The sequence below is a fragment of the Streptomyces angustmyceticus genome (assembly GCF_040701845.1).
Taxonomy (GTDB): Bacteria; Actinomycetota; Actinomycetes; order Streptomycetales; family Streptomycetaceae; genus Streptomyces; species Streptomyces angustmyceticus_A.
In genome coordinates this window covers 93301-117781 of the sequence record NZ_JBFBHQ010000020.1, presented here as the reverse complement: position 1 = coordinate 117781, position 24481 = coordinate 93301, and the positions used below count along the sequence as shown (strand labels likewise).

Sequence of the window (24481 nt, the reverse complement as noted above, 5' to 3'; positions counted from 1 at the left end):
CCGGCACCCGAACGCCCCGCGCAGCGGCACCGCCCGCCGCAGGCGAAACGGCGAGACAGCCAAAAACGTGGGCGGCAAGCAAAGCGCAGCGGACCCGCCCGCCGCCAGGCGAAACGGCGGGACAGCCAAAAACGTGGGCGGCAAGCAAAGCGCAGCGGACCCCGCCGCAGGCGCACGGCGGGACAGCCGAAATCGGCCCGAGGCAAGGCGCAGCCGAACACGTGGGAAACTCACGCGGTGACCACGTTCATCTGGATCGCCGTCGCGATCGTCCTCATCGGTGTCTATCTGAGCTGGACGGCCGGCCGCCTCGACCGCCTGCACGCCCGGATCGACGCGGCCAGGGCGGCCCTCGACGCCCAGCTGCTCCGGCGGGCGTCCGTCGCGCAGGAGGTGGGTACCTCGGGGGTTCTCGATCCCGCCGCCTCGATCGTGCTGTACCAGGCCGCGCACGAGGCGCGGCAGGCGGCGGAGGATCACCGTGAGGTGGCGGAGAGCGAGCTGAGCCAGGCGCTGCGGGCCATTTTTGCGGAGGAGGACCAGTTGGAGGCCGTACGGGAGGCGCCGGGCGGGGAGCGGACGGTCACCGAGCTCACCGCGGCGGTGCGGCGGGTCCCGATGGCGCGGCGGTTCCACAACGATGCCGTACGGGCGGCCCGTGCCGTGCGCCGCCACCGGGTGGTGCGCTATCTGCGGCTGGCCGGCCATGCGCCCTTCCCGCTGGCCTTCGAGATGGACGACGAGCCGCCGGCCGTGCTGGACGACCGGTCGGCCGGGAACTGACGGCGGGGGCCCGCGGGGGTGTGCCGGGCGCGGTGACTCCCCGTGGTGACGAGCCACTGCCTTGCAATTGGCCCTTTTCCCGGGCCGCTCGCTGAGGGTTGTGTGGGCGCAGCAGTACAGCCACCCGCATTGAGTGAGGTCACACGTGTCCAGCACGCCCACCACGCCCCAGACCCCCGAGACCGGAACCGCGCGCGTCAAGCGCGGTATGGCCGAGCAGCTCAAGGGCGGCGTGATCATGGACGTCGTCACGCCGGAAGAGGCGAAGATCGCCGAGGACGCGGGCGCCGTCGCCGTCATGGCCCTGGAGCGGGTCCCCGCCGACATCCGCAAGGACGGCGGCGTGGCCCGGATGTCGGACCCCGACATGATCGACGGCATCATCGACGCCGTCTCCATCCCGGTCATGGCCAAGTCCCGCATCGGCCACTTCGTCGAGGCCCAGGTCCTGCAGTCGCTCGGTGTCGACTACATCGACGAGTCCGAGGTCCTCACCCCGGCCGACGAGGTCAACCACTCCGACAAGTGGGCGTTCACCACCCCCTTCGTGTGCGGTGCCACCAACCTGGGCGAGGCGCTGCGCCGGATCGCCGAGGGTGCCGCGATGATCCGCTCCAAGGGCGAGGCCGGCACCGGCAACGTCGTCGAGGCGGTCCGCCACCTGCGCCAGATCAAGGGCGAGATCGCCAAGCTGCGCGGCTGTGACAACAACGAGCTGTTCGCCGCCGCCAAGGAGCTGCGCGCCCCGTACGAGCTGGTCAAGGAGGTCGCCGAGCTCGGCAAGCTGCCGGTCGTGCTGTTCTCCGCCGGTGGCGTCGCCACTCCGGCCGACGCCGCGCTGATGCGCCAGCTCGGTGCCGAGGGCGTGTTCGTCGGCTCCGGCATCTTCAAGTCCGGCGACCCCGCCAAGCGCGCCGCCGCGATCGTGAAGGCCACCACCTTCTACGACGACCCGAAGGTCATCGCGGATGTCTCCCGCAACCTGGGCGAGGCCATGGTCGGCATCAACTGCGACACCCTCCCCGAGGCCGAGCGCTACGCCAACCGCGGCTGGTAGGACGGCAGATGAGCACCCCCACCATCGGTGTGCTGGCCCTCCAGGGCGACGTCCGCGAGCACCTCACCGCGCTCGCCGAGGCGGACGCCCTGGCCCGGCCGGTACGCCGTCCCGAGGAACTGGACGAGATCGACGGCCTGGTCATCCCGGGCGGCGAGTCCACCACCATGTCCAAGCTGGCCGTCGTCTTCGGCATGCTGGAGCCGCTGCGCGCCTTCGTCCGCGCGGGCAAGCCGGTCTACGGCACCTGCGCCGGCATGATCATGGTCGCGGACAAGCTGCTGGACGCCCGTGAGGACCAGGAGACGCTCGGCGGCATCGACATGATCGTGCGCCGTAATGCCTTCGGGCGGCAGAACGAGTCGTTCGAGGCGGCCGTCGACGTCGCCGGGATCGCCGGCGGACCGGTCGAGGGCGTCTTCATCCGGGCGCCCTGGGTCGAGTCGGTCGGCGGCGCGGTCGAGGTCCTGGCCACGTACGACGGGCACACCGTGGCCGTGCGGCAGGGTAACGTCCTCGCCACGTCCTTCCACCCGGAGCTCACCGGTGACCACCGGGTCCATGCCCTGTTCGTGGACATGGTGCGGCGCGCCTGAGGGGCACTTCGGGGACGGTGGCCGGGTGACGGGCGGGAGTAACACCGTGTGATCCGGCCCCGGTAGGATCTGAGGTGTTCGTTTCAGATGTTGGTGACGCGAAGGAGACAGGCGGATGTCCGGCCACTCTAAATGGGCTACGACGAAGCACAAGAAGGCCGTGATCGATGCCAAGCGCGGCAAGCTCTTCGCGAAGCTGATCAAGAACATCGAGGTCGCGGCCCGTACCGGCGGCGCCGACCCGGACGGCAATCCGACGCTCTTCGACGCCATTCAGAAGGCCAAGAAGAGCTCGGTGCCCAACAAGAACATCGACTCCGCGGTCAAGCGCGGCGCGGGTCTCGAGGCCGGCGGCGCCGACTACGAGACCATCATGTACGAGGGCTACGGCCCCAACGGTGTCGCGGTGCTCATCGAGTGCCTCACCGACAACCGCAACCGTGCCGCCTCGGACGTCCGCGTCGCCATGACCCGCAACGGCGGTTCGATGGCCGACCCGGGTTCGGTGTCGTACCTGTTCAACCGCAAGGGCGTGGTGATCGTCCCCAAGGGTGAGCTGACCGAGGACGACGTCCTGGGTGCGGTCCTGGACGCCGGCGCCGAGGAGGTCAACGACCTCGGCGAGTCCTTCGAGGTGCTCAGCGAGGCCACCGACCTGGTCGCGGTCCGCAGTGCCCTCCAGGAGTCGGGCATCGACTACGACTCGGCCGACGCCAACTTCGTCCCGACCATGCAGGTCGAGCTGGAGGAAGAGGGCGCGCGCAAGATCTTCAAGCTGATCGACGCGCTGGAGGACAGCGACGACGTGCAGAACGTCTTCGCCAACTTCGACGTCTCGGACGATGTGATGGCCAAGGTCGACGCCTGACAGGCGTGGCACGCTCGGTCGACTGACGGGCCGACGGGGACACACCCCGTCGGCCCGTCGGTTTGTCAGTGGCAGCCGTTACTGTGCTGATCAGGGGGCATCCGCCCCCACGAGCAGGAACAGCCGGGCGACAGTGCGAGGGGCGGGGACCGATGAAGGTGCTGGGGGTGGACCCGGGGCTGACGCGCTGCGGGGTCGGCGTGGTCGACGGGGTCGCGGGGCGCCCGCTGACGATGGTCGGTGTCGGCGTCGTCCGCACGCCCGCCGACGCCGACATCGCGCACCGCCTCGTCGAGATCGAGCGCGGAATAGACGCCTGGCTCGACGAGTACCGCCCGGAGTACGTCGCTGTGGAGCGGGTCTTCAGCCAGCACAACGTCCGTACGGTCATGGGCACCGCCCAGGCCAGCGCGGTCGCCATGCTGTGCGCGGCGCGGCGCGGACTGCCGGTCGCGCTGCACACCCCCAGTGAGGTCAAGGCGGCCGTCACCGGATCGGGCCGGGCCGACAAGGCCCAGGTGGGCGCGATGGTCACGCGTCTGCTGCGGCTCGACGCCCCGCCGAAGCCGGCCGACGCCGCCGACGCCCTGGCCCTCGCCATCTGCCACATCTGGCGCGCTCCCGCGGTCAACCGCCTCCAGCAGGCGCATGCCGCGGCCCGCCGCGCCGCTCCCGCCACCGTCCCGTCCGCCGCCCCGCGCCGGGCGGCTCCCCAGAAGGGCACCCGATGATCGCCTTCGTCTCCGGTCCGGTCGCGGCCCTCGCCCCGGACACCGCCGTCGTCGAGGTCGGCGGTGTCGGCATGGCCGTCCAGTGCACGCCGAACACCCTGTCGGCCCTGCGCATCGGACAGCAGGCCAAGCTCGCCACCTCCCTCGTCGTCCGCGAGGACTCGCTCACGCTCTACGGCTTCGCCGACGACGACGAGCGCCAGACCTTCGAGCTGCTGCAGACCGCCAGCGGCGTCGGCCCCCGCCTCGCCCAGGCGATGCTGGCCGTGCACTCCCCGGACACCCTGCGCCTGGCCGTCTCCCATGGCGACGAGAAGACCCTCACCGCCGTCCCCGGCATCGGCAAGAAGGGCGCGCAGAAACTGCTCCTGGAGCTCAAGGACCGGCTCGGGGAGCCGGTCGGCGGCGGCCGCGCGGGTGTCGGCAGCGCCGTCACGGCCGGCTGGCGCGACCAGCTGCACGCCGCCCTGATCGGCCTCGGTTACGCCACCCGCGAGGCGGACGAGGCGGTCGCCGCGGTGGCCCCGCAGGCCGAGGCGGCCGTCGCCGAGGGCGGCACGCCCCAGGTGCCGCAGCTGCTCAAGGCGGCCCTGCAGACCCTGAACCGGACGCGATGACCGTCGCCGGACGGGCCGCGCGCCCCCGACCGTACGACCACGCAGGCGGCCCGGCCGCCCCGACCCCGCGAGGCAATCCGCAGTGAACTGGGACGACACCGCACCGCACACCGCCGAGGACGCCCCGGGCGCGCCCGACCGGCTGGTCGGCGCCGACGCGGACGGCGAGGACACCGCCGTCGAGGCCGCGCTGCGGCCCAAGGACCTCGAGGAATTCGTCGGCCAGGAGCGGGTGCGCGAACAGCTCGACCTGGTGCTGCGCGCCGCCCGCGCCCGCGGCGCCACCGCCGATCACGTCCTGCTGTCCGGGGCGCCGGGCCTCGGCAAGACGACCCTCTCGATGATCATCGCCGCCGAGATGGGCGCCCCGATCCGGATCACCTCGGGCCCCGCCATCCAGCACGCCGGCGACCTCGCGGCGATCCTCTCCTCCCTCCAGGAGGGCGAGGTCCTCTTCCTCGACGAGATCCACCGGATGTCCCGGCCCGCCGAGGAGATGCTCTACATGGCGATGGAGGACTTCCGCGTCGACGTGATCGTCGGCAAGGGTCCGGGAGCCACCGCCATCCCGCTCGAACTCCCCCCGTTCACCCTGGTCGGGGCCACGACCAGGGCCGGTCTGCTGCCGCCCCCGCTGCGCGACCGCTTCGGCTTCACCGCCCATATGGAGTTCTACGCCCCCGCGGAGCTGGAGCGGGTCATCCACCGCTCGGCCGGGCTGCTGGACGTCGAGATAGAACCCGAGGGCGCCGCGGAGATCGCCGGCCGCTCCCGCGGCACGCCCCGTATCGCCAACCGCCTGCTGCGCCGCGTCCGCGACTACGCCCAGGTCAAGGCCGACGGCCTGATCACCCGCGAGATCGCCTCCCAGGCCCTCGGGGTCTACGAGGTCGACGCCCGCGGCCTGGACCGCCTCGACCGCGCCGTGCTCACGGCCCTGCTCAAGCTGTTCGGCGGCGGCCCGGTGGGCCTGTCCACCCTCGCGGTCGCGGTGGGGGAGGAGCGGGAGACCGTCGAGGAGGTCGCCGAGCCGTTCCTCGTACGGGAAGGACTGCTGGCCAGGACGCCCCGTGGCCGGATCGCGACGCCGGCGGCGTGGACGCATCTGGGGCTGGTGCCGCCGCAGCAGCAACCGGGCGCAAGCGGACAGCAGGGCTTGTTCGGGGCGTGACGGCGCGGGGACTCGCCCGGTCAGGAACTGCGGTGGGATGCTGTGCGTTGTTCCACTGGTGGGGACTCGCCTAGACTCCGCCGATGCCGTTCGTATGGGCGGCATACCCACCCCCGTATATGAGATCGCGCATCCGCGGTCGTGCGAAGGATTTCCGTCCCGTGAATATCGTGACTCTCCTCCCGTTCATCGTCCTCATCGGGGCCATGTTCCTGATGACGCGGTCCGCCAAGAAGAAGCAGCAGGCGGCCGCGCAGATGCGCAACGAAATGCAGGCCGGCACCGGCGTCCGGACGATCGGCGGCATGTACGCCACCGTCAAGGAAGTCCACGACGAGACCGTCCTTCTCGAGGTGGCCCCCGGCGTGCACGCCATCTACGCGAAGAACGCCATCGGCGCGGTGATCGCGGACGAGGAGTACAACCGCATCCTGGACGGTGCCGACCCGCTGCACGCCGACGAGCCGGTCGTCCCGGACGACGCCTCCTCGCTGACCGCCGGTGCGGCCACCGGAAAGGGTGACAAGATCGACCTGGGCAAGGCCGAGACCCCGGCCGCCGAGCCCGCCGGGGACAAGCCCGCCGCCGAGGCCGAGGACACCAAGGCCGCCGGCGATGCCAAGGACAGCGTCAAGGCCGACGCGGACACCGCCAAGGACGACAAGAAGTCCGGCGACGACGAAGCGAAGTAGTCCGCCCCACGGAACCGCGGAGCACGCGTGGTGAGTCGTGCGCCGCGGTTCCGGGACGGTCTAGGCTCCGGCGGGGGCACGTCCCCACAAGACTTCGTGGCCCCTCGGCCGGCATCCCTGGCCGAGGGGTTGGACAGGGAGATACGAGAAGGTGGCAGCACCGAAGAAGGGCCGCAGGGCGCCCGCGAGCCAGGGACATCCGGGCCGCACCCTGATCCTGGTCCTGATCGCCATGGCGGGGCTGATCGGAGGGATGTTCTACTCCGGCACGCTGACGCCGCGACTGGGCATCGACCTGGCCGGCGGCACCAGCTTCACGCTGGCGGCCCAGAACCAGCCGGGCAAGCCCAACGCGATCAACGAGACCAACATGAACACCGCCGCCGGCATCATGGAGCGACGGGTCAACGGTCTCGGTGTGACCGAGTCCGAGGTCCAGACGCAGGGCAGCAACCACATCATCGTGAACATCCCCAAGGGGACGGACGCGAAGCAGGCCCGCCAGCAGGTCGGCACCACCGCCCAGCTCGGGTTCCGGCCGGTGCTGACCACCACCGCGGGCACCAAGACCCCCGAGCCCAAGCCGAGCCCCTCCTCCAAGGGCGGCGCGAACGGCAAGGGCGACAAGGCCGCCGGTGACCAGGCGAAGAACACGCCGGGCACCCAGCAGAACGCCTCGTCCTCCCCGACGCCGGGCTCGAAGCCGACGACGCAGGGCCGCGCGGTGACGGACTCGCTGAAGAAGGCGCCGTCCGCCAAGCCCACTCCCTCCGGCCCGGCCAAGCCCTCCACGCCCCCGGCACCGACGCCCCCGGGCGGCGCGGACATCCCGCCGGCCCTCCAAAAGCAGCTCAACGCGCTGGACTGCTCCACCAAGAAGAGCCGCGCCGCCGCCGGTGAGAAGGCCGCCAACACCAAGCCGTCCGACCCGGTCGTGGCCTGCAAGGACGACGGCAGCCAGAAGTACGTGCTCGGCCCGGTCGGCGTCGAGGGCACGGACGTCAGCAGCGCCAAGGCCGTGTTCGACAGCCAGCAGGGCCAGGGCTGGATCGTCCAGATGGACTTCACCTCCGAGGGCGGCAAGAAGTTCGCGGACGTCACCGGCAAGCTCGCCAGCAAGGCGCCGCCGCAGAACCAGTTCGCGATCGTCCTGGACGGCGCGGTGGTCTCCGACCCGCGCGTCAACGAGCGGCTCAACGGCGGCAACGCCACCATCTCCGGCGGCTTCACCCAGCAGTCCGCCGAGGACCTGGGCAACATGCTGTCCTACGGTGCCCTGCCGCTCTCCTTCAAGATCGACGACGAGACCACGGTCACCGCGGCGCTCGGCGGCGAGCAGCTGCACGCCGGCCTGATCGCCGGTGCCATCGGCCTCGCGCTGGTCGTCATCTACCTCGTCGCCTACTACCGCGGGCTGGCGCTGGTCGCGCTGGCGAGCCTCGGCGTCTCGGCGGTCCTGACGTACACGATCATGACGTTGCTGGGCCCGGCCATCGGGTTCGCGCTGAACCTCCCGGCGGTCTGCGGCGCCATCGTGGCCATCGGCATCACCGCCGACTCGTTCATCGTCTACTTCGAACGCATCCGGGACGAGATCCGCGAGGGACGCACCCTGCGCCCGGCCGTCGAGCGCGGCTGGCCCCGGGCCCGCCGCACGATCCTGGTCTCCGACTTCGTGTCGTTCCTGGCCGCCGCGGTGCTCTTCATCGTCACCGTCGGCAAGGTGCAGGGCTTCGCCTTCACGCTCGGCCTGACCACCGTCCTCGACGTCGTCGTGGTCTTCCTCTTCACCAAGCCCCTGATGACGCTGCTGGCCCGCCGGAAGTTCTTCTCCGAAGGACATTCCTGGTCCGGCCTCGACCCCAAGCGCCTGGGCGCCAAGCCGCCGCTGCGCCGTCGTCGCGGCGCCGCCCCCACCACGAAGGAGGCGTGAGATGTCCAAGCTCGGCACCATCGGCGCCCGGCTCTACCGCGGCGAGGTCGGCTACGACTTCATCGGCAAGCGGAAGATCTGGTACGGCCTCTCGATCCTCATCACCATCGTGGCCATCGTCGGCCTCGGGGTGCGCGGCCTGAACATGGGCATCGAGTTCTCCGGCGGCGCGGTCTTCACCACCCCGAACACCTCCGTCTCCGCCTCGGAGGCGCAGCACAAGGCCGAGTCGGCGGCCGGCGGCCACCAGGCCGTGGTGCAAAAGCTCGGCGGCGGCGCGCTGCGCATCCAGATCAGCGGTCTGGACACCAAGCAGTCGGTGCCCGTCCAGGAAGAGCTCGCCAAGGACCTGAACGTCCCGGTCAAGGACGTCAATACCCAGCTGGTCGGCCCGAGCTGGGGCGAGCAGATCGCCAACAAGGCGTGGCTGGGCCTGGGCATCTTCATGGTCCTGGTGGTGCTCTACCTCGCCGTCGCCTTCGAGTGGCGGATGGCGGTCGCCGCCCTGATCGCGCTGATCCACGACCTGACGATCACGGTCGGCATCTACGCCCTGGTCGGCTTCGAGGTCACGCCCGGCACGGTCATCGGTCTGCTGACGATCCTCGGTTACTCCCTCTACGACACGGTCGTCGTCTTCGACAGCCTCAAGGAAGCCTCCAAGGACATCACCAAGCAGACCCGCTTCACCTACGGCGAGATCGCCAACCGCAGCATCAACGGCACCCTGGTGCGCTCCATCAACACCACCGTCGTGGCGCTGCTCCCGGTCGCCGGTCTGCTGTTCGTCGGCGGCGGTGTCCTGGGCGCGGGCATGCTCAACGACATCTCGCTGGCCCTGTTCGTCGGTCTCGCCGCCGGTGCGTACTCCTCGATTTTCATCGCGACCCCGCTGGTCGCCGATCTCAAGGAGCGCGAGCCGCAGATGAAGGCCCTGGCCAAGCGGGTCAAGGCGAAGCGTGCCGCGGCCGCCGCCAAGGGCGAGGGCCAGGAGGACGCGCAGGACGGGGCGGCGGACGCCGAGGACGACGACGGCACCGCGGTCGTCGGCCCGCGCCGGCAGCCCGCCTCCCGCAACCGCGGACGCGGCCGCCCGTCGGGCAAGCGCCGATGATCGCCGCGGCCGACCTGCGCGCGCTGCTGCTCAGCCGGATCGCGGACGTACCGGACCACCCGCAGCCGGGGGTGGTGTTCAAGGACATCACCCCGCTGCTGGACGACCCGGCCGCCTTCGGTGCGCTGACCGAGGCGTTCACCGACCTGTGCGGGCGCTACCGGGTCGACAAGGTCGTCGGCCTGGAGGCCCGTGGCTTCATCCTCGCCGCCCCGGTGGCGCTGCGGGCCGGCGTCGGCTTCGTCCCCGTGCGCAAGGCGGGCAAGCTGCCCCGCGAGACGCTGCGTCAGGCGTACGAGCTGGAGTACGGCACCGCCGAGATCGAGATCCACGCCGATGCGCTGGCCCCGGGCGAGCGGGTGCTGGTGATCGACGACGTCCTCGCCACCGGCGGCACCGCCGACGCCGCGCTGCAGCTGATCCGCCGCGCGGGCGCGGAGGTCGCGGGCGTGGCGGTCCTGCTGGAGCTGGGCTTCCTGGCCGGGCGGGAGCGGCTGGAGCCGGGTCTGAAGGGCGCTCCGCTGGAGGCCCTGATCACGGTCTGAGCCGCAGGCGCACCGCACCATCGAGCAAACAGGGGCATCCGGAAGAATTCGGGTGCCCCTGCTGCTGTGTCATGTACGGAACGGCGGCCGCGGGGGAGCGGCGGCCCCGAGGTCGATACCATGGCACCCCGGCCCGTTCGAGGTGCTGGGGTCCGGAACCGCCTGAGGAGTGCTCTTGCCAGACGAGGCCCAGCCGCTCTCCCCCGGACTGCGTCCGGCGGGATCCGACGCCGCGCGCCCGGACGAGCCGAAGCCGGCGAACGCGGCGTCCTCCGACGCGCCCCAGCCGGAGCGGCAGAGCGCGTCCGGCGGCACCGCCACGCCCCCGCCGCCGGCCGGCGGGTCCGCCGCGTCCCAGGCCCCCGCCGAACGGCGTACCGCGCCCAAGCCGGGGCCCGCCGCCTCGTCGCCCCAGCCGGCACAGCCGTCCCGCGCGCCCAAGCCGCCGGCCAAGGCCGACCAGCCCGCCCCGCCCAAGCCGCCGGCGCCCGCCCCCGTGGGCCGCTCCGGCTCACCCAACCGGGTCCGGGCCCGCCTCGCCCGGCTGGGCGTCCAGCGTTCCAGCCCGTACAACCCGGTCCTGGAGCCGCTGCTGCGGGCCGTCCGCGGCAACGACCCCAAGATCGAGACGGGCACGCTGCGCCAGATCGAGCGCGCCTATCAGGTCGCCGAGCGCTGGCACCGCGGCCAGAAGCGCAAGAGCGGCGACCCGTACATCACCCACCCCCTCGCGGTGACCACGATCCTCGCCGAGCTGGGCATGGACCCGGCGACCCTGATGGCCGGCCTGCTGCACGACACCGTCGAGGACACCGAGTACGGCCTGGACACCCTGCGGGGCGACTTCGGCGACCAGGTCGCGCTGCTGGTCGACGGCGTCACCAAGCTCGACCGGGTCAAGTTCGGCGAGGCCGCGCAGGCCGAGACGGTGCGCAAGATGGTCGTCGCGATGGCCAAGGACCCCCGCGTCCTGGTCATCAAGCTCGCCGACCGGCTGCACAACATGCGCACCATGCGCTACCTCAAGCGGGAGAAGCAGGAGAAGAAGGCCCGCGAGACGCTGGAGATCTACGCTCCGCTCGCCCACCGCCTGGGCATGAACACCATCAAGTGGGAGCTGGAGGACCTCGCGTTCGCGATCCTCTACCCCAAGATGTACGACGAGATCGTCCGGCTGGTCGCCGAGCGGGCGCCCAAGCGCGACGAGTACCTGGCCATAGTGACCGACGAGGTCCAGGCCGACCTGCGGTCCGCCCGCATCAAGGCCACCGTCACCGGCCGACCGAAGCACTACTACAGCGTCTACCAGAAGATGATCGTGCGCGGCCGCGACTTCGCCGAGATCTACGACCTGGTGGGCATCCGCGTCCTCGTCGACACCGTCCGCGACTGCTATGCCGCCCTCGGCACCATCCACGCGCGGTGGAACCCGGTCCCCGGCCGGTTCAAGGACTACATCGCGATGCCCAAGTTCAACATGTACCAGTCGCTGCACACGACGGTGATCGGCCCCAGCGGCAAGCCCGTCGAGCTCCAGATCCGCACCTTCGACATGCATCGCCGCGCCGAGTACGGCATCGCCGCGCACTGGAAGTACAAGCAGGAGGCGGTCGCCGGCGCGTCCAAGGTCCGCACGGACGTGCCGAAGAACGCCGGCAAGGGCCAGGACACGGTCAACGACATGGCCTGGCTGCGGCAGTTGCTCGACTGGCAGAAGGAGACCGAGGACCCGGGCGAGTTCCTGGAGTCGCTGCGCTTCGACCTGTCGCGCAACGAAGTCTTCGTCTTCACGCCCAAGGGCGACGTGATAGCGCTCCCGGCCGGCGCCACCCCGGTCGACTTCGCGTACGCGGTGCACACCGAGGTCGGTCACCGCACGATAGGGGCACGGGTCAACGGGCGCCTCGTCCCGCTCGAATCGACCCTGGACAACGGCGACTTGGTGGAGGTCTTCACCTCCAAGGCGACGGGCGCCGGGCCCTCCCGCGACTGGCTCGGCTTCGTCAAGTCCCCCCGCGCCCGCAACAAGATCCGCGGCTGGTTCTCCAAGGAGCGCCGCGACGAGGCCATCGAGCAGGGCAAGGACGCCATCGCGCGGGCCATGCGCAAGCAGAACCTGCCGATCCAGCGGATCCTGACCGGCGACTCGCTGGTGACCCTGGCGCACGAGATGCGCTACCCGGACATCTCCTCGCTCTACGCCGCCATCGGCGAGGGCCATGTCGCCGCCCAGGGCGTCGTCCAGAAGCTGGTGCAGGCGCTCGGCGGCCAGGACGAGGCCACCGAGGACATCGCCGAGTCCACGCCGATCCGGCCGCGCTCCAAGCGGCGTTCCAGCGCCGACCCCGGTGTGGTCGTCAAGGGCGTCGACGATGTGTGGGTCAAGCTCGCCCGCTGCTGTACGCCGGTGCCGGGCGATCCCATCATCGGCTTCGTCACCCGCGGCAACGGCGTCTCGGTGCACCGCGCCGACTGCGTCAACGTCGACTCGCTGTCCCGGCAGCCGGAACGGATCCTGGACGTCGAGTGGGCGCCCACCCAGTCCTCGGTCTTCCTGGTCGCCATCCAGGTCGAGGCGCTGGACCGCTCCCGCCTGCTGTCGGACGTCACCCGCATCCTGTCCGACCAGCACGTCAACATCCTGTCGGCCGCCGTCCAGACCTCCCGCGACCGCGTGGCCACCTCCCGCTTCACCTTCGAGATGGGCGACCCCAAGCACCTGGGGCATGTCCTGAAGGCCGTGCGGAGCGTGGAGGGCGTCTACGACGTGTACCGGGTGACGTCGGCCCGGCGGCCGTAGCGCCGCACACACGAAGGGCCCCGGTACGGAAATCCGTACCGGGGCCCTTCGCACCGGGTGCCTCAGCCATCAAGTGAGGAACCGCGACGGTGAGTACCACCTCCGCGAGAGCGGCGGTGGCTCAGCCGCAACGAGGGCATCAACCGCCGAACTCCTCCAGGCCCTTGACCGCCTGGTCCAGCAGCGCCTTGCGGCCCTCCAGCTCCCGGCCGAGCTTGTCGGCCTTGGCGTTGTTGCCCGCCGCCCGGGCCGTGTCGATCTGCTTCTCCAGCTTGTCGACCGCGTCCTGGAGCTGGCCGGTCAGCCCCGCGGCGCGGGCCCGCGCCTCGGGGTTGGTACGCCGCCACTCGTTCTCCTCGGCCTCCTGGATGGCGCGCTCGACGGCGTGCATCCGGCCCTCGATCTTGGGGCGGGCGTCCCGCGGGACGTGGCCGATGGCCTCCCACCGCTCGTTGATCGAGCGGAAGGCCGACCGCGCGGCCTTCAGGTCCGAGACGGGGAGCAGCTTCTCGGCCTCGACGGCCAGCTCCTCCTTGCGGGTCAGGTTCTCCCGCTGCTCGGCGTCCCGCTCCGCGAAGACCTCGCCGCGCGCCTGGAAGAAGATGTCCTGGGCGCCGCGGAAGCGGTTCCACAGGTCGTCCTCGTGCTCGCGCTGGGCGCGGCCCGCGGCCTTCCAGTCGGCCATCAGCTCGCGGTAGCGGGCCGAGGTGGCCCCCCAGTCCGTCGACTGCGACAGCGACTCGGCCTCGGCGACCAGCTTCTCCTTCGCCTTGCGGGACTCCTCGCGCTGGGCGTCCAGCGACGCGAAGTGCGCCTTGCGGCGCTTGGAGAACGCCGAGCGGGCATGCGAGAAGCGGTGCCACAGCTCGTCGTCCGCCTTGCGGTCGAGCCGCGGCAGGCCCTTCCAGGTGTCGACCAGCGCGCGCAGCCGCTCGCCGGCCACCCGCCACTGCTCGCTGGCCGCCAGCTCCTCCGCCTCGGCGACCAGCTTCTCCTTGGCGTGCCGGGCCTCGTCGTGCTGCCTGGCCTTCTGCGCCTTGCGCTCCTCGCGGCGCGACTCGACGGCCTCGACGAGCTTGTCCAGCCGCTTGCGCAGCGCGTCCAGGTCGCCCACCGCATGGTGTTCGTCGACCTGGGTGCGCAGATGATCGATCGCGGTCGTCGCGTCCTTCGCCGACAGGTCGGTGGTCTTGACCCGGCGCTCGAGGAGGCCGATCTCGACGACCAGGCCCTCATACTTGCGCTCGAAGTAGGCGAGGGCCTCCTCGGGAGTTCCCGCCTGCCACGATCCGACGACCTGCTCGCCGTCGGCGGTACGCACGTACACGGTCCCCGTCTCGTCGACGCGGCCCCATGGGTCGCTGCTCACAGCGCCTCCTCCACATGATGCCGACGGGGGCGTGCGGCCCCCCGGCATCGTCCACAGTTTCTGTCCGGCAGGGCCGCGCCCTGGCCGGTCCGACGGGCTGAATCGCGGGTGAGGGTGGCAGCCGTCGGAGCAGGCACCCTACCCAACGCCAATCTAGGCGACCGGCCGTCCGCTGTCCGCATCCAGCACGACGAATTTCCACGGTTCGCACGGGGCGGCGCCACCGCGCCGCCCCAGGTCGCCCGGCCGGTCAGGACTTCTGCACGGACGCCTTGTCGATCACGACGGTGGCGTTGGGCGCGCTGTTGCCGGTCTGCGGGTCGGTCGTCGCACCGGCCTTGGCGATCTTTTGCAGCACGTCCATACCGCCCGTGATCGTGCCGAACGGTGTGTAGTTCGGCGGCAGCTTGCTGTCCCGGTAGACGAGGAAGAACTGACTGCCGCCGGAGTTGCGGGTCTTCTCGCTGGTCCCGTCATAGCGGTTCGCCATCGCGACGGTGCCCGCCGGATAGACGCCGCCCTTGAGCCGCGGGTCCTTGAGGTTCTCGTCCGGGATCGTGTAGCCGGGGGTGCCGCGGCCGGTGCCCTTCGGGTCGCCGCACTGCAGGACGTAGAGGCCCCGGTCGACGAGGCGGTGGCACCTGCTGTGGTCGAAGTAGCCCTGGCCGGCCAGGAAGGCGAAGGAGTTGACCGTATGCGGCGCCTTGCCGGCGTCCAGTGTGATGCCGATGGTGCCGCAGGTGGTCGTCAGCTTCGCGGCGTAGGAGGCGGAGGTGTCGATCGACATCGCCGGCTCCTTCGGCCAGGTCTTCTTCGACGGGCTGCCCTTCGCGGGCCGGTCGCAGGGGTCCGGCGCCCTGGACGGCTTCGGGGCCGCGGCCCGGTCCTCCTGGTCGCTGCCGCCCGCGAGGCCCGCGGAGACGTAGACGACGGCGCCGGCGGCCAGGGCGACGGCCGCGACGGAGGCGATGATCACGTTGCGGCGTTTGGCCTTCACCTGGGCCGCGGACCGCCGTTGCTGCTGACGCTCGTACTTCTCGCGGGCGAGCTGCCGCCGCCGCTGATCTTTGCTGACCACCGGTCGTCTCCTTGTCCGATCATCGATCGCGCTCGTGCGCCGTGGCCGTACGGTATACGGGTTCGCCCTGCCGGGAGTCCCGCCGGTAGGCTCTGGAGCTGCCGAGATGTCCGGGAGGAGCGGCCTTGCCGGCCGACCTCCACACCGACCTTTAAGGACGAACGTGCTGATTGCCGGGTTCCCCGCCGGGGCCTGGGGCACCAACTGCTACTTGGTCGCCCCCGCCGCAGGCGAGGAGTGCGTCATCATCGACCCGGGCCACCAGGCGGCCCAAGGTGTCGAGGACGCGGTGAAGAAGCATCGGCTCAAGCCCGTCGCGGTCGTTCTCACGCATGGTCACATCGATCACGTCGCCTCGGTCGTGCCGGTGTGCGGCGCGCACGACGTCCCGGCCTGGATCCACCCCGAGGACCGCTACATGATGAGCGACCCGGAGAAGGCCCTCGGCCGCTCCATCGGTCAGCAGCTCATGGGCGAGCTCACGGTGGGCGAGCCGGACGACGTCAAGGAGCTGAGCGACGGTGCCGCCCTGGAACTCGCCGGGATGGAGTTCTCCGTCGCGCACGCGCCGGGCCATACCAAGGGGTCGGTGACCTTCCGGATGCCCGAGCGGGCCGACGTTCCGCCGGTCTTCTTCTCGGGCGACCTGCTGTTCGCCGGCTCCATCGGACGCACCGACCTGCCGGGCGGCGACCACGCCGAGATCCTGCAGTCGCTGGCGCGTGTGTGCCTGCCGCTGGAGGACTCCACCGTCGTCCTGTCCGGCCACGGCCCCCAGACCACCATCGGCCGCGAGCGCGCCACCAACCCCTTCCTGCGGGAAGTGGCCGCCGGCCTCGGAGACGGCTTCAGCGCCGCTCCACGACGAGGAATGTGACGAGAGCTTCCGTGAGCACCTTCAAGGCCCCCAAGGGCACGTACGACCTGATTCCGCCGCAGTCCGCCACCTATCTCGCGGTGCGCGAGGCGATCGCCGCGCCGCTGAAGAACTCCGGGTACGGCTACATCGAGACGCCCGGCTTCGAGAACGTGGAGCTGTTCGCGCGCGGTGTCGGGGAGTCCACCGACATCGTGACCAAGGAGATGTACGCCTTCGAGACCAAGGGCGGCGACCAGCTGGCGCTGCGCCCCGAGGGCACCGCGTCCGTGCTGCGCGCCGCGCTGGAGGCCAACCTCCACAAGGCGGGCAACCTCCCCGTCAAGCTCTGGTACTCCGGCTCGTACTACCGCTACGAGCGTCCGCAGAAGGGCCGTTACCGCCACTTCTCCCAGGTCGGTGCCGAGGCCATCGGTGCCGAGGACCCGGCGCTGGACGCCGAGTTGATCATCCTGGCCGACCAGGCCTACCGCGCGCTGGGGCTGCGGAACTTCCGCATCCTGCTCAACTCCCTGGGCGACAAGGAGTGCCGTCCCGTCTACCGTGCCGTGCTGCAGGACTTCCTGCGCGGGCTCGACCTGGACGAGGACACCCGGCGCCGGGTCGACATCAACCCGCTGCGCGTCCTGGACGACAAGCGCGAGGCGGTGCAGAAGCAGCTCGACGGGGCGCCCAAACTCCGCGACTACCTCTGCGAGGCCTGCAAGGCGTACCACGAGCAGGTGCGCGAGCTGCTGACCGCGGCGGGCGTGGCCTTCGAGGACGACGAGAAGCTGGTCCGCGGCCTGGACTACTACACCCGCACCACGTTCGAGTTCGTCCACGACGGCCTCGGCTCGCAGTCCGCGGTGGGCGGCGGCGGCCGCTACGACGGCCTCTCCGAGATGATCGGCGGCCCCGCGCTGCCGTCCGTCGGCTGGGCGCTGGGCGTCGACCGCACGGTGCTGGCCCTGGAGGCGGAGGGCGTCGCGCTCGACATCCCCGCCGCCACCGCCGTGTACGCCGTCCCGCTCGGCGAGGAGGCCCGCCGGGTGCTGTTCGGCGTGGTCACCGAGCTGCGCCGGGCCGGGGTCGCCACCGACTTCGCGTTCGGCGGCAAGGGCCTGAAGAACGCCATGAAGTCCGCCAACCGCTCGGGCGCGCGGCTGGCGCTCGTCGCGGGGGAGCGGGACCTGGCCGAGGGCCTGGTCCAGCTCAAGGACCTGGAGAGCGGCGAGCAGACCGCCGTGGCGCTCGACGGCGTGGCCGGGGAGGTCCGGCGCAGGCTGGGCTGAGCCCGCGCGCGGCACGACAGCGAGGGGCCCGGCGGCGATCTGCCGTCCGGGCCCCTCGTGCTGCCCGGCCCCCGGTGTCAACGCCGGCGGCGCCGTCATCCCGGCGGAGGGATTTGGGCGCGCCGCGCCACCGGCGGCGGCCGGCCCGCACCGGGCCGCGGGGCGGGCCGGAGGGCCGCGAACCTGAGAGAACCCTGTGTACGGAGGGTTCGGCTTTATGTTCATCGCACGGCAGGTCATGGTGGAGTTGGGGCAGAATGAACGGCGGTGCCGCGCTTGCGGACCCGCTTGCTCAGCCTCATCTCCCAAGGGATCGACGGAACGGCGATATGACGACGACAGCGCTTGACGACGTGTCCACCGACGACGACCACGCGAGCGGCGCGGGCACCATCGGTTCCGGCCGCGGCCTTGCGCTCCTCCTGGTGATCACCGGCGCGCTGGGCATCCTCGCGGCCTGGATCATCACCCTGGACAAGTTCGAGCTGCTGAAGGACCCGAGCTTCAAGCCGGCCTGCAGTCTCAACCCGATCATCTCCTGCACCAACGTCATGCAGAGCAAGCAGGCGGAGGTCTTCGGCTTCCCGAACCCGATGGCCGGGCTGGTCGGCTTCGGCGTCATCGTCGCGATCGGCATGGCCCTGCTGGCCGGCGCCCGCTTCCGCCGCTGGTACTGGATCGGCCTGAACATCGGCACCGGGCTCGCCTCGGTCTTCTGCATGTGGCTGATGTCCCAGTCGCTGTACAGCATCAACTCGCTGTGCCTGTGGTGCACGCTGACCTGGTGCGTCACCATCCTGATGTTCTGGTACACCACCGCGCACAACCTCAAGCACGGCATCATCCCGGCGCCCGAGGGGCTGCGCGCCGCGGTGGTCGAGTTCCACTGGGTCGTGCCCGTGCTCTGGTACGGCGTGATCGCGGTGCTGATCCTCACCAAGTGGTGGTCGTTCTGGAGCACGCTGCTCTAGTCGTCCGCGCGCATCCGCCGCACGCCCCGGCCGCCGTCAACGGCGCCCGGGGCGTTGTCAGTGGGGTGGCATAGGCTCGTGGACGTGGAGCCCGACCTGTTCACCGCCGCTGCCGAAGACCGTCAGGAGAAGGACCCCGCGGGGTCCCCGCTCGCCGTGCGGATGCGTCCGCGCACCCTCGACGAAGTCGTGGGCCAGCAGCATCTCCTCAAGCCGGGCTCGCCGCTGCGCCGGCTGGTCGGCGAGGGCAACGGCGGACCTGCCGGGCCGTCGTCGGTGTTCTTGTGGGGGCCGCCGGGGATCGGCAAGACGACCCTCGCGTACGTCGTCAGCCAGGCCACCAACAAGCGCTTCGTGGAGCTCTCGGCGATCACCGCGGGCGTCAAGGAGGTCCGCGCCGTGATCGACGGCGCCCGGCGCGCCTCGGGCGGTTTCGGCAAGGAGACCGTGCTCTTCCTGGACGAGATCCACCGCTTCAGCAAGGCCCAGCAGGACTCCCTGCTGCCCGCCGTGGAGAACCGCTGGGTCACCCTGATCGCCGCGACGACCGAGAACCCGTACTTCTCGGTGATCTCCCCGCTGCTGTCCCGCTCCCTGCTGCTGACCCTCGAACCCCTCACGGACGACGATCTGCGCGGACTGCTGCGCCGCGCGCTGACCGATGCGCGCGGGCTGGCGGGCGCGGTCACCCTCCCCGAGGACACCGAGGGGCATCTGCTGCGGATCGCCGGCGGCGATGCCCGGCGGGCGCTGACGGCCCTGGAGGCCGGGGCGGGATCCGCGCTGGCCAAGGGGGAGAAGGAGATCACCCTCCAGACGCTGGAGGAGTCCGTCGACCGGGCGGCGGTGAAGTACGACCGGGACGGCGACCAGCACTACGACGTCGCCAGCGCGCTGATCAAGTCCATCCGGGGCTCGGACGTCGATGCCGCGCTGCATTACCTGGCGCGCATGATCGAGGCGGGGGAGGACCCGCGCTTCATCGCCCGCCGGCTGATGATCTCGGCGAGCGAGGACATCGGCCTGGCCGATCCGACGGCCCTGCAGACCGCGGTGGCCGCGGCCCAGGCCGTGGCGATGATGGGCTTCCCGGAGGCCCGGATCACGCTGAGCCAGGCCACCATCGCGCTCGCCCTGGCCCCGAAGTCGAACGCCGCGTACACCGCGATCGACGCCGCCCTTGCGGACGTCCGGGCGGGCCAGGCGGGTGCGGTGCCGCCGCATCTGCGCGACAGCCACTACAAGGGCGCCCAGAAGCTCGGCCACGGCCAGGGCTATCAGTACCCGCACGACCTGCCGGGCGGTATCGCGGCCCAGCAGTACGCGCCGGACGAGGTGCACGGCAAGCGCTACTACGAGCCCACCCGCCACGGCGCCGAGGCCCGCTACGCCGATGTCGTGGAGCGGGTCCGCGTCCGCCTGCGCTCGGCCTCCGGCGAGGGCACCGCCGACTAGTCTCCGCACGGGCCGGGCGGGCGCGTGCGGGCCGGGACGGGGGAGCGCCGACCGGCCGCGGGCGACTCCCCGGACGGCCGTCCGCCCCGCCCCTACTCCGCCGATGCCTCGAAGAGCAGATGCATCGCCCGCCGCAGCTCCCTCACGTCCCGCACCGGCTCGGGGAAGTCGAACCGCGCGTCGAAGGACCGCTGCTCGGCGTCCGTGAAGCGGACCCGCAGCCCGAAGCGGTCCAGGCCCACCGGCACGGCCCGGTCGCGCAGCCCGCAGGCCTGCCCGCGGTCGCCCAGCAGCGCGCACAGCCCGCCCACCTGCTCGCTGTGCGCCGTGTGCAGATGCTGCAGCAGCTCCGCCTCGTGGGCGGCCAGCGGGTCGGGGGCCGCGTCGGCGAAGTCGTCGGGCTCGACGGACTCGGCGCCCCACAGGTCGTCCACCGCGCCCTCGCCGACCTCCAGGCGCAGCATCATCCAGGCGGTCCGCCCGTACAGGCCCGGACCGGGCTCCGGCTGCAGCGCCTCGCCGATGCCCAGCAGCTCGCCGACCGGGTGCCGCTCGGCGAGCAGCATCGCGGCCTCGGCGCGCTGGTCATTGCGTACGGGGGTCAGCCAGCCGGCCACCCAGGCCCGTCCGCGGATGCGATGAGGCACCGAAACGGGTGCGACGTCCGTGATCTCCATCACGGCTGTGAGGTCGTCGTCCTGTGCGTGTGCGGCCGCCCGAGCCGCCGCGGAGTCCCCAGGAACCAGCAACAGCACGTCTCCACCGGGTGTTACTGTCCGGCAGACGGGAGCCGAGAGGCCAGCTTCGTCGGGGTCCTCGACACCGGGGATGCTCAAGGACGCCATACCATGGGACTCGACGAGGGTTCGTATGCGCTCGGCGGCCGACGGCTGCTGGGCGTCTTCCACGGGACGCGGCTGACCCGCCTCGGTGCGGTGTGCACTGGGCAGGGGGATCCCAGGTCGAAACATGCGTCCTCCTCGCGCTAAGGTAAGCCTCACCTAACTTACATGGAGGAACGTTCCACGTGAACCAGTCGCGTCCCAAGGTCAAGAAGTCCCGCGCGCTCGGCATCGCGCTGACGCCGAAGGCCGTCAAGTACTTCGAGGCCCGTCCCTACCCGCCCGGCGAGCACGGCCGTGGCCGCAAGCAGAGCAGTGACTACAAGGTCCGTCTGCTCGAGAAGCAGCGCCTGCGTGCGCAGTACGACATCAGCGAGCGCCAGATGGCGCGTGCCTACGACCGCGCTCGGAAGGTCGAAGGCAAGACCGGCGAAGCGCTGATCATCGAGCTTGAGCGCCGTCTGGACGCGCTCGTCCTGCGGTCGGGCATCGCCCGCACCATTTACCAGGCCCGTCAGATGGTCGTCCACGGCCACATCTCGGTGAACGACCGCAAGGTCGACAAGCCGTCCTTCCGCGTCCGCCCCGGCGACGTCGTGATGGTCCGCGAGCGCAGCCGCGAGAAGCACCCCTTCCAGGTCGCGCGTGAGGGTGGCTACGCCCCCGACGGCGAGACCCCGCGCTACCTGGAGGTCAACCTGCAGGCTCTGGCGTTCCGCCTCGACCGGGACCCGAACCGCAAGGAGATCCCGGTGATCTGCGACGAGCAGCTCGTCGTCGAGTACTACGCCCGCTAAGCACCACCGCAGGCGCAGCACCACGCTCAGCCCGCCGTCTCCCCGCCGCTCGCGGAGGGGGAGGCGGCGGGCTCGTTCGTGCCCGGCGCGGGCCGCTGGGCGGGCAGCAGGCCGGCGGGCCGGAGGATCCGGGCCACCGCCGCGTCCAGGTCGAGCCGTTCGCCCGCGCGCCGGCAGTGCTCGTAGCGCTCGGCGCCCAGCAGCTCGCGCGCCTGCTCCTCGCACCGTGCGTGCGGCTGGTTGAAGTGGCGCGAGCCGAACAGCGGCAGCCCCACCGACGGCCAGATCCGCCCGGCGGCGCCCTGCAGCACCGCCGCCTCCTCCGCGTCGCCCTCGCCCAGCGTCACCATCGCCAGCAGCTCGATCGCCAGCACCGCCCCGAGCAGGTCGTGGAAGGTGTGGTCGATGGCCAGGCACTCCTCCAGCAGCCCGCGGGCCCGCTCGCCGTCGCCGCGGGTCCAGGCCGCGAAGGCCAGGACGTACTGGGCGTACGCCAGCGTCCAGCGCTCGCCGTGCTCCTCGCAGACCTCCAGGACGTCCTGGCACAGCCGCACCGCGTCCGCCAGCCCGCCCTGGAAGGCCAGCGCCATCGCCAGCTCGACCTGCCCCATCAGCACATTGCTGTTGAGTTCCCCGATCTCCTGGTAGCGCAGCAGGGCCGCGCGCAGCAGCCGCTCGGCGCGCGGCAGGTCGTCGCTGACCAGCGCCAGACAGCCGGTGCGGTGCAGGGCGTAGGCGGCCGCGGTGGCGTTGCCGGTCCGCTCGGCTCCGTCCCGGCACTCCTGCAGGGCCGCCAGCGCGCCGACGGTGTCCCCCTGGATCACCGCGACGTAGCCGGCCACCCACAGCGCCTTCAGCCGGGCCTCGTCGTGGTTGCTCTCCAGCTCCAGGGCCCGGTCCAGCCAGTGCCGGCCCTCCGAGAGCCGGCCGCAGCCCACCCAGTAGAACCACAGGGTGCCCGCCAGGTACTGGCCCAGGTGGGTCTCGGCGGGGCTCTCCAGGCTCTGCTCCAGGGCCACCCGCACATTGGGCAGCTCGGCCTCGATCCGGGCCGCGATCTCCGCCTGCCGGGAGCTGAACCAGTCCAGTTCGCACCAGGTCGCCAGCCCCAGGTACCAGTCGCGGTGCCGGCGCCGCAGCCGGTCGCCGTCGGGGGTCGCCGCCAGCCAGCCCGCGCCGTAGGCCCGTACGGTCTCCAGCATCCGGTAGCGCACCCCGGTCGGGGTCTCCTCGCGCACCAGGACCGACTGGGCGACCAACTCCGTGAGGACGTCGAGGAGTTCACCGGCAGGCAGCTCCGGGCCCGCGCAGACGTATTCGACGGCGTCCAGATCGAACTGCCCGGCGAAGACCGACAGCCGGGCCCACAGCAGCCGTTCCTCGGGCGTGCACAGCTCATGGCTCCAGCCGATCGCGCAGCGCAGCGTCTGGTGGCGGGGCGGGCGTCCGCCCTGCTCGGGCAGGTCCCCGTGCGCGGGCGGCGCAGGGGGCGGGTCCCGGCGCTCGGGTGCGCGCCGCGGGCGGGTGCCGGTCAGCAGCCGGAAGCGGTCGTCGAGCCGGTGCAGCACCTGGGCAGCGGACAGGGCGCGCAGCCGCCCGGCGGCCAGCTCCAGCGCGAGCGGGATGCCCTCCAGACGCTCGCAGAGCTCGGTGACCACGGCCTCGTCGGAGGGCCCGACGGTGAATCCGGCGACGACGGCGGCGGCGCGGTCGGCGAACAGGGCGGTGGCATCGGCGGTGTTCATCGGCGGCAGCGGCAGGTTCCGCTCGCCGTCCAGCCCGAGCGGCCGCCGGCCCGCCGCCAGCACCCGCAGCCCCGGGGCGCGGCGCAGCAGTTGTCCGGTCAGCTCGGCGCAGGCGTCGACCAGGTGCTCGTAGCCGTCCAGGACGAGCAGCAGGTCACGGTCGGCGAGGTGGTCGCCCAGGGAGGAGCGGGCCGGGCGGCCGCTGTGGTCGGCCACCCCCAGCGCCTCGGCGACCGCGTGGTCCAGGAGGTGCGGCTCGCGCAGGTCGGCCAGCTCGACCAGCCACGCCCCATCGCAGAAGCGATCCTGCAAGATCGCAGCAGCATGGCGGGCGAGCCGCGATTTCCCGATGCCGCCGAGACCGGTGAGCGTCACCAGGCGCGCGGATTCCAGCTGTCGCGCCAGTGTGGCCAGTTCGTCGTGGCGGCCGAAGAAGCCGTTGAGCTCCGCGGGAAGGTTCCCGGGCGGCTCCGGCGTCCGTAGCTGCGCCGGGGAGGGGCGGAAGACAGGGCCGGGGCGCGTGAGGCGTCGCATGGCACACGGAGCGTACTCGGCAGGATGCGGACCGTACAATCACGCCTCCGGATTCCTCCGGCGTCCGCTCCGCCGCACGGGGAACGGGGTACGGACGGACAGTCACGGCGCGATAAGGTCAAGGTTGCCGTTCGAGCAGGACGAAACCAGACCGAACCAGTCGGAGAGTGGTGCCAACGTGTCCGGTGGAGAGGTGGCCGGGATCCTCGTGGCCGTCTTCTGGGCCATCCTTGTGTCGTTCCTCGCCCTCGTGCTGGTGAGGCTCGCACAGACCCTCAAGGCGACCACCAAGATGGTGGCCGAGGTGTCCGAGCAGGCCGTGCCGCTCCTGGCCGACGCCTCCGCGACCGTCCGCTCCGCGCACACCCAGCTGGCCCGCGTCGACGCCATCGCCGCCGACGTCCAGGAGGTCACCGCCAACGCCTCCGCGCTCTCCTCGACCGTGTCCTCCGCCTTCGGGGGCCCGCTGGTCAAGGTGGCGGCGTTCGGCTACGGCGTGCGCCGCGCGATCGGCAAGAAGGGCGAGGCAGCCCCCGCCGCTGCGCGCGCACAGCGCACCGTCGTCCCCGGCCGTATCCTGCCCGGCGCCCGCCGCGGCGGGCGCCGCAACCGTCGCTCCAAGGACTGATCAC

Annotated in this window: 22 protein-coding genes; 18 read left to right on the top strand and 4 right to left on the bottom strand. The window is 71.6% G+C overall.

Features of this window, described 5'->3' with window-relative positions:
• Positions 1-237 precede the first annotated feature (237 nt).
• The 12 genes from AB0411_RS29160 (at position 238) to AB0411_RS29105 (ending at position 12907) form a co-directional block, all read left to right on the top strand.
• Positions 238-783, top strand: coding sequence for a hypothetical protein (locus AB0411_RS29160; RefSeq protein ID WP_260637814.1), 546 nt, complete (start codon positions 238-240; stop codon positions 781-783).
• Positions 784-928: 145 nt separating this feature from the next.
• Complete coding sequence (gene pdxS, locus AB0411_RS29155) at positions 929-1840, top strand: pyridoxal 5'-phosphate synthase lyase subunit PdxS (protein ID WP_086720416.1); 912 nt, start codon at positions 929-931, stop codon at positions 1838-1840.
• An 8-nt stretch (positions 1841-1848) separates the two neighbouring features.
• The gene (gene pdxT / locus AB0411_RS29150) at positions 1849-2436 is read left to right on the top strand and encodes a pyridoxal 5'-phosphate synthase glutaminase subunit PdxT (RefSeq protein ID WP_086720417.1); all 588 of its coding nucleotides are present in this window, start codon (positions 1849-1851) and stop codon (positions 2434-2436) included.
• A gap of 115 nt (positions 2437-2551) precedes the next feature.
• Positions 2552-3304, top strand: a complete 753-nt coding sequence (locus AB0411_RS29145; protein WP_030076370.1) for a YebC/PmpR family DNA-binding transcriptional regulator — start codon at positions 2552-2554, stop codon at positions 3302-3304.
• A gap of 152 nt (positions 3305-3456) precedes the next feature.
• Complete coding sequence (gene ruvC, locus AB0411_RS29140) at positions 3457-4035, top strand: crossover junction endodeoxyribonuclease RuvC (RefSeq protein ID WP_086720418.1); 579 nt, start codon at positions 3457-3459, stop codon at positions 4033-4035.
• Complete coding sequence (gene ruvA / locus AB0411_RS29135) at positions 4032-4652, top strand: Holliday junction branch migration protein RuvA (RefSeq protein WP_366420262.1); 621 nt, start codon at positions 4032-4034, stop codon at positions 4650-4652. The genes ruvC and ruvA overlap by 4 nt, the downstream gene beginning before the upstream one ends.
• Positions 4653-4734: 82 nt before the next feature.
• Complete coding sequence (gene ruvB / locus AB0411_RS29130; RefSeq protein WP_366420261.1) at positions 4735-5823, top strand: Holliday junction branch migration DNA helicase RuvB; 1089 nt, start codon at positions 4735-4737, stop codon at positions 5821-5823.
• A gap of 161 nt (positions 5824-5984) precedes the next feature.
• Positions 5985-6515 carry a preprotein translocase subunit YajC gene (gene yajC / locus AB0411_RS29125; protein ID WP_366420260.1) on the top strand — a complete coding sequence of 177 codons (531 nt, stop codon included), beginning with the start codon at positions 5985-5987 and terminating at the stop codon, positions 6513-6515.
• Positions 6516-6666: 151 nt separating this feature from the next.
• Positions 6667-8448, top strand: a complete 1782-nt coding sequence (secD, locus tag AB0411_RS29120) for a protein translocase subunit SecD (RefSeq protein ID WP_366420259.1) — start codon at positions 6667-6669, stop codon at positions 8446-8448.
• A 1-nt stretch (position 8449) separates the two neighbouring features.
• Complete coding sequence (gene secF / locus AB0411_RS29115) at positions 8450-9562, top strand: protein translocase subunit SecF (protein WP_366420258.1); 1113 nt, start codon at positions 8450-8452, stop codon at positions 9560-9562.
• Entirely contained in the window at positions 9559-10107 is a 549-nt protein-coding gene (locus AB0411_RS29110) for an adenine phosphoribosyltransferase (protein ID WP_366420257.1), read from the top strand. The genes secF and AB0411_RS29110 overlap by 4 nt, the downstream gene beginning before the upstream one ends.
• A gap of 175 nt (positions 10108-10282) precedes the next feature.
• Positions 10283-12907, top strand: coding sequence for a RelA/SpoT family protein (locus tag AB0411_RS29105; RefSeq protein WP_366420256.1), 2625 nt, complete (start codon positions 10283-10285; stop codon positions 12905-12907).
• 139 nt (positions 12908-13046) lie between these two features.
• On the opposite strand, the gene AB0411_RS29100 is transcribed toward AB0411_RS29105, so the two are convergent.
• Positions 13047-14276, bottom strand: a complete 1230-nt coding sequence (locus AB0411_RS29100) for a DUF349 domain-containing protein (RefSeq protein WP_366420255.1) — start codon at positions 14274-14276, stop codon at positions 13047-13049.
• 250 nt (positions 14277-14526) lie between these two features.
• On the bottom strand, positions 14527-15354 hold the full coding sequence (locus AB0411_RS29095; protein ID WP_366420254.1) for a peptidylprolyl isomerase: 828 nt from the start codon (positions 15352-15354) through the stop codon (positions 14527-14529).
• A gap of 163 nt (positions 15355-15517) precedes the next feature.
• Here AB0411_RS29095 and AB0411_RS29090 point away from each other — a divergent pair, with 163 nt between their 5' ends.
• The 4 genes from AB0411_RS29090 to AB0411_RS29075 all read left to right on the top strand — a co-directional run bounded on the left by AB0411_RS29090 (position 15518) and on the right by AB0411_RS29075 (position 19931).
• Complete coding sequence (locus AB0411_RS29090) at positions 15518-16231, top strand: MBL fold metallo-hydrolase (protein WP_366420253.1); 714 nt, start codon at positions 15518-15520, stop codon at positions 16229-16231.
• 11 nt (positions 16232-16242) lie between these two features.
• On the top strand, positions 16243-17505 hold the full coding sequence (gene hisS / locus AB0411_RS29085; RefSeq protein ID WP_366420252.1) for a histidine--tRNA ligase: 1263 nt from the start codon (positions 16243-16245) through the stop codon (positions 17503-17505).
• A 329-nt stretch (positions 17506-17834) separates the two neighbouring features.
• Positions 17835-18476 (top strand): vitamin K epoxide reductase family protein, encoded by a 642-nt coding sequence (locus AB0411_RS29080; protein ID WP_366420251.1) that lies wholly within the window; start codon positions 17835-17837, stop codon positions 18474-18476.
• An 84-nt stretch (positions 18477-18560) separates the two neighbouring features.
• Positions 18561-19931, top strand: a complete 1371-nt coding sequence (locus AB0411_RS29075) for a replication-associated recombination protein A (RefSeq protein ID WP_366420250.1) — start codon at positions 18561-18563, stop codon at positions 19929-19931.
• A gap of 92 nt (positions 19932-20023) precedes the next feature.
• Here AB0411_RS29075 and AB0411_RS29070 read toward each other — a convergent pair whose 3' ends face one another.
• On the bottom strand, positions 20024-20776 hold the full coding sequence (locus AB0411_RS29070; protein WP_366420265.1) for a DUF2470 domain-containing protein: 753 nt from the start codon (positions 20774-20776) through the stop codon (positions 20024-20026).
• A 182-nt stretch (positions 20777-20958) separates the two neighbouring features.
• On the opposite strand from AB0411_RS29070, the gene rpsD reads away from it, so the two are divergent.
• Positions 20959-21570 (top strand): 30S ribosomal protein S4, encoded by a 612-nt coding sequence (gene rpsD / locus AB0411_RS29065; RefSeq protein WP_086718482.1) that lies wholly within the window; start codon positions 20959-20961, stop codon positions 21568-21570.
• A 26-nt stretch (positions 21571-21596) separates the two neighbouring features.
• Here the strand turns inward: rpsD and AB0411_RS29060 are convergent, their stop codons facing one another.
• A complete protein-coding gene (locus AB0411_RS29060) occupies positions 21597-23849 on the bottom strand; it encodes an ATP-binding protein (RefSeq protein ID WP_366420249.1) in 2253 nt (750 codons plus the stop codon).
• A gap of 178 nt (positions 23850-24027) precedes the next feature.
• Between AB0411_RS29060 and AB0411_RS29055 the strand changes: the two genes are divergently transcribed.
• Positions 24028-24477, top strand: a complete 450-nt coding sequence (locus AB0411_RS29055) for a DUF948 domain-containing protein (protein WP_366420248.1) — start codon at positions 24028-24030, stop codon at positions 24475-24477.
• Positions 24478-24481 lie beyond the last annotated feature (4 nt).

Coding starts and splice junctions, on each gene's coding strand:
- secF (WP_366420258.1), top strand. CDS start 8,450: ATGTCCAAGCTCGGCACCATCGGCGCCCGGCTCTACCGCGGCGAGGTC.
- ruvA (WP_366420262.1), top strand. CDS start 4,032: ATGATCGCCTTCGTCTCCGGTCCGGTCGCGGCCCTCGCCCCGGACACC.
- AB0411_RS29060 (WP_366420249.1), bottom strand. CDS start 23,849: ATGCGACGCCTCACGCGCCCCGGCCCTGTCTTCCGCCCCTCCCCGGCG.
- pdxT (WP_086720417.1), top strand. CDS start 1,849: ATGAGCACCCCCACCATCGGTGTGCTGGCCCTCCAGGGCGACGTCCGC.
- AB0411_RS29080 (WP_366420251.1), top strand. CDS start 17,835: ATGACGACGACAGCGCTTGACGACGTGTCCACCGACGACGACCACGCG.
- AB0411_RS29110 (WP_366420257.1), top strand. CDS start 9,559: ATGATCGCCGCGGCCGACCTGCGCGCGCTGCTGCTCAGCCGGATCGCG.
- ruvC (WP_086720418.1), top strand. CDS start 3,457: ATGAAGGTGCTGGGGGTGGACCCGGGGCTGACGCGCTGCGGGGTCGGC.
- AB0411_RS29145 (WP_030076370.1), top strand. CDS start 2,552: ATGTCCGGCCACTCTAAATGGGCTACGACGAAGCACAAGAAGGCCGTG.
- AB0411_RS29070 (WP_366420265.1), bottom strand. CDS start 20,776: ATGGCGTCCTTGAGCATCCCCGGTGTCGAGGACCCCGACGAAGCTGGC.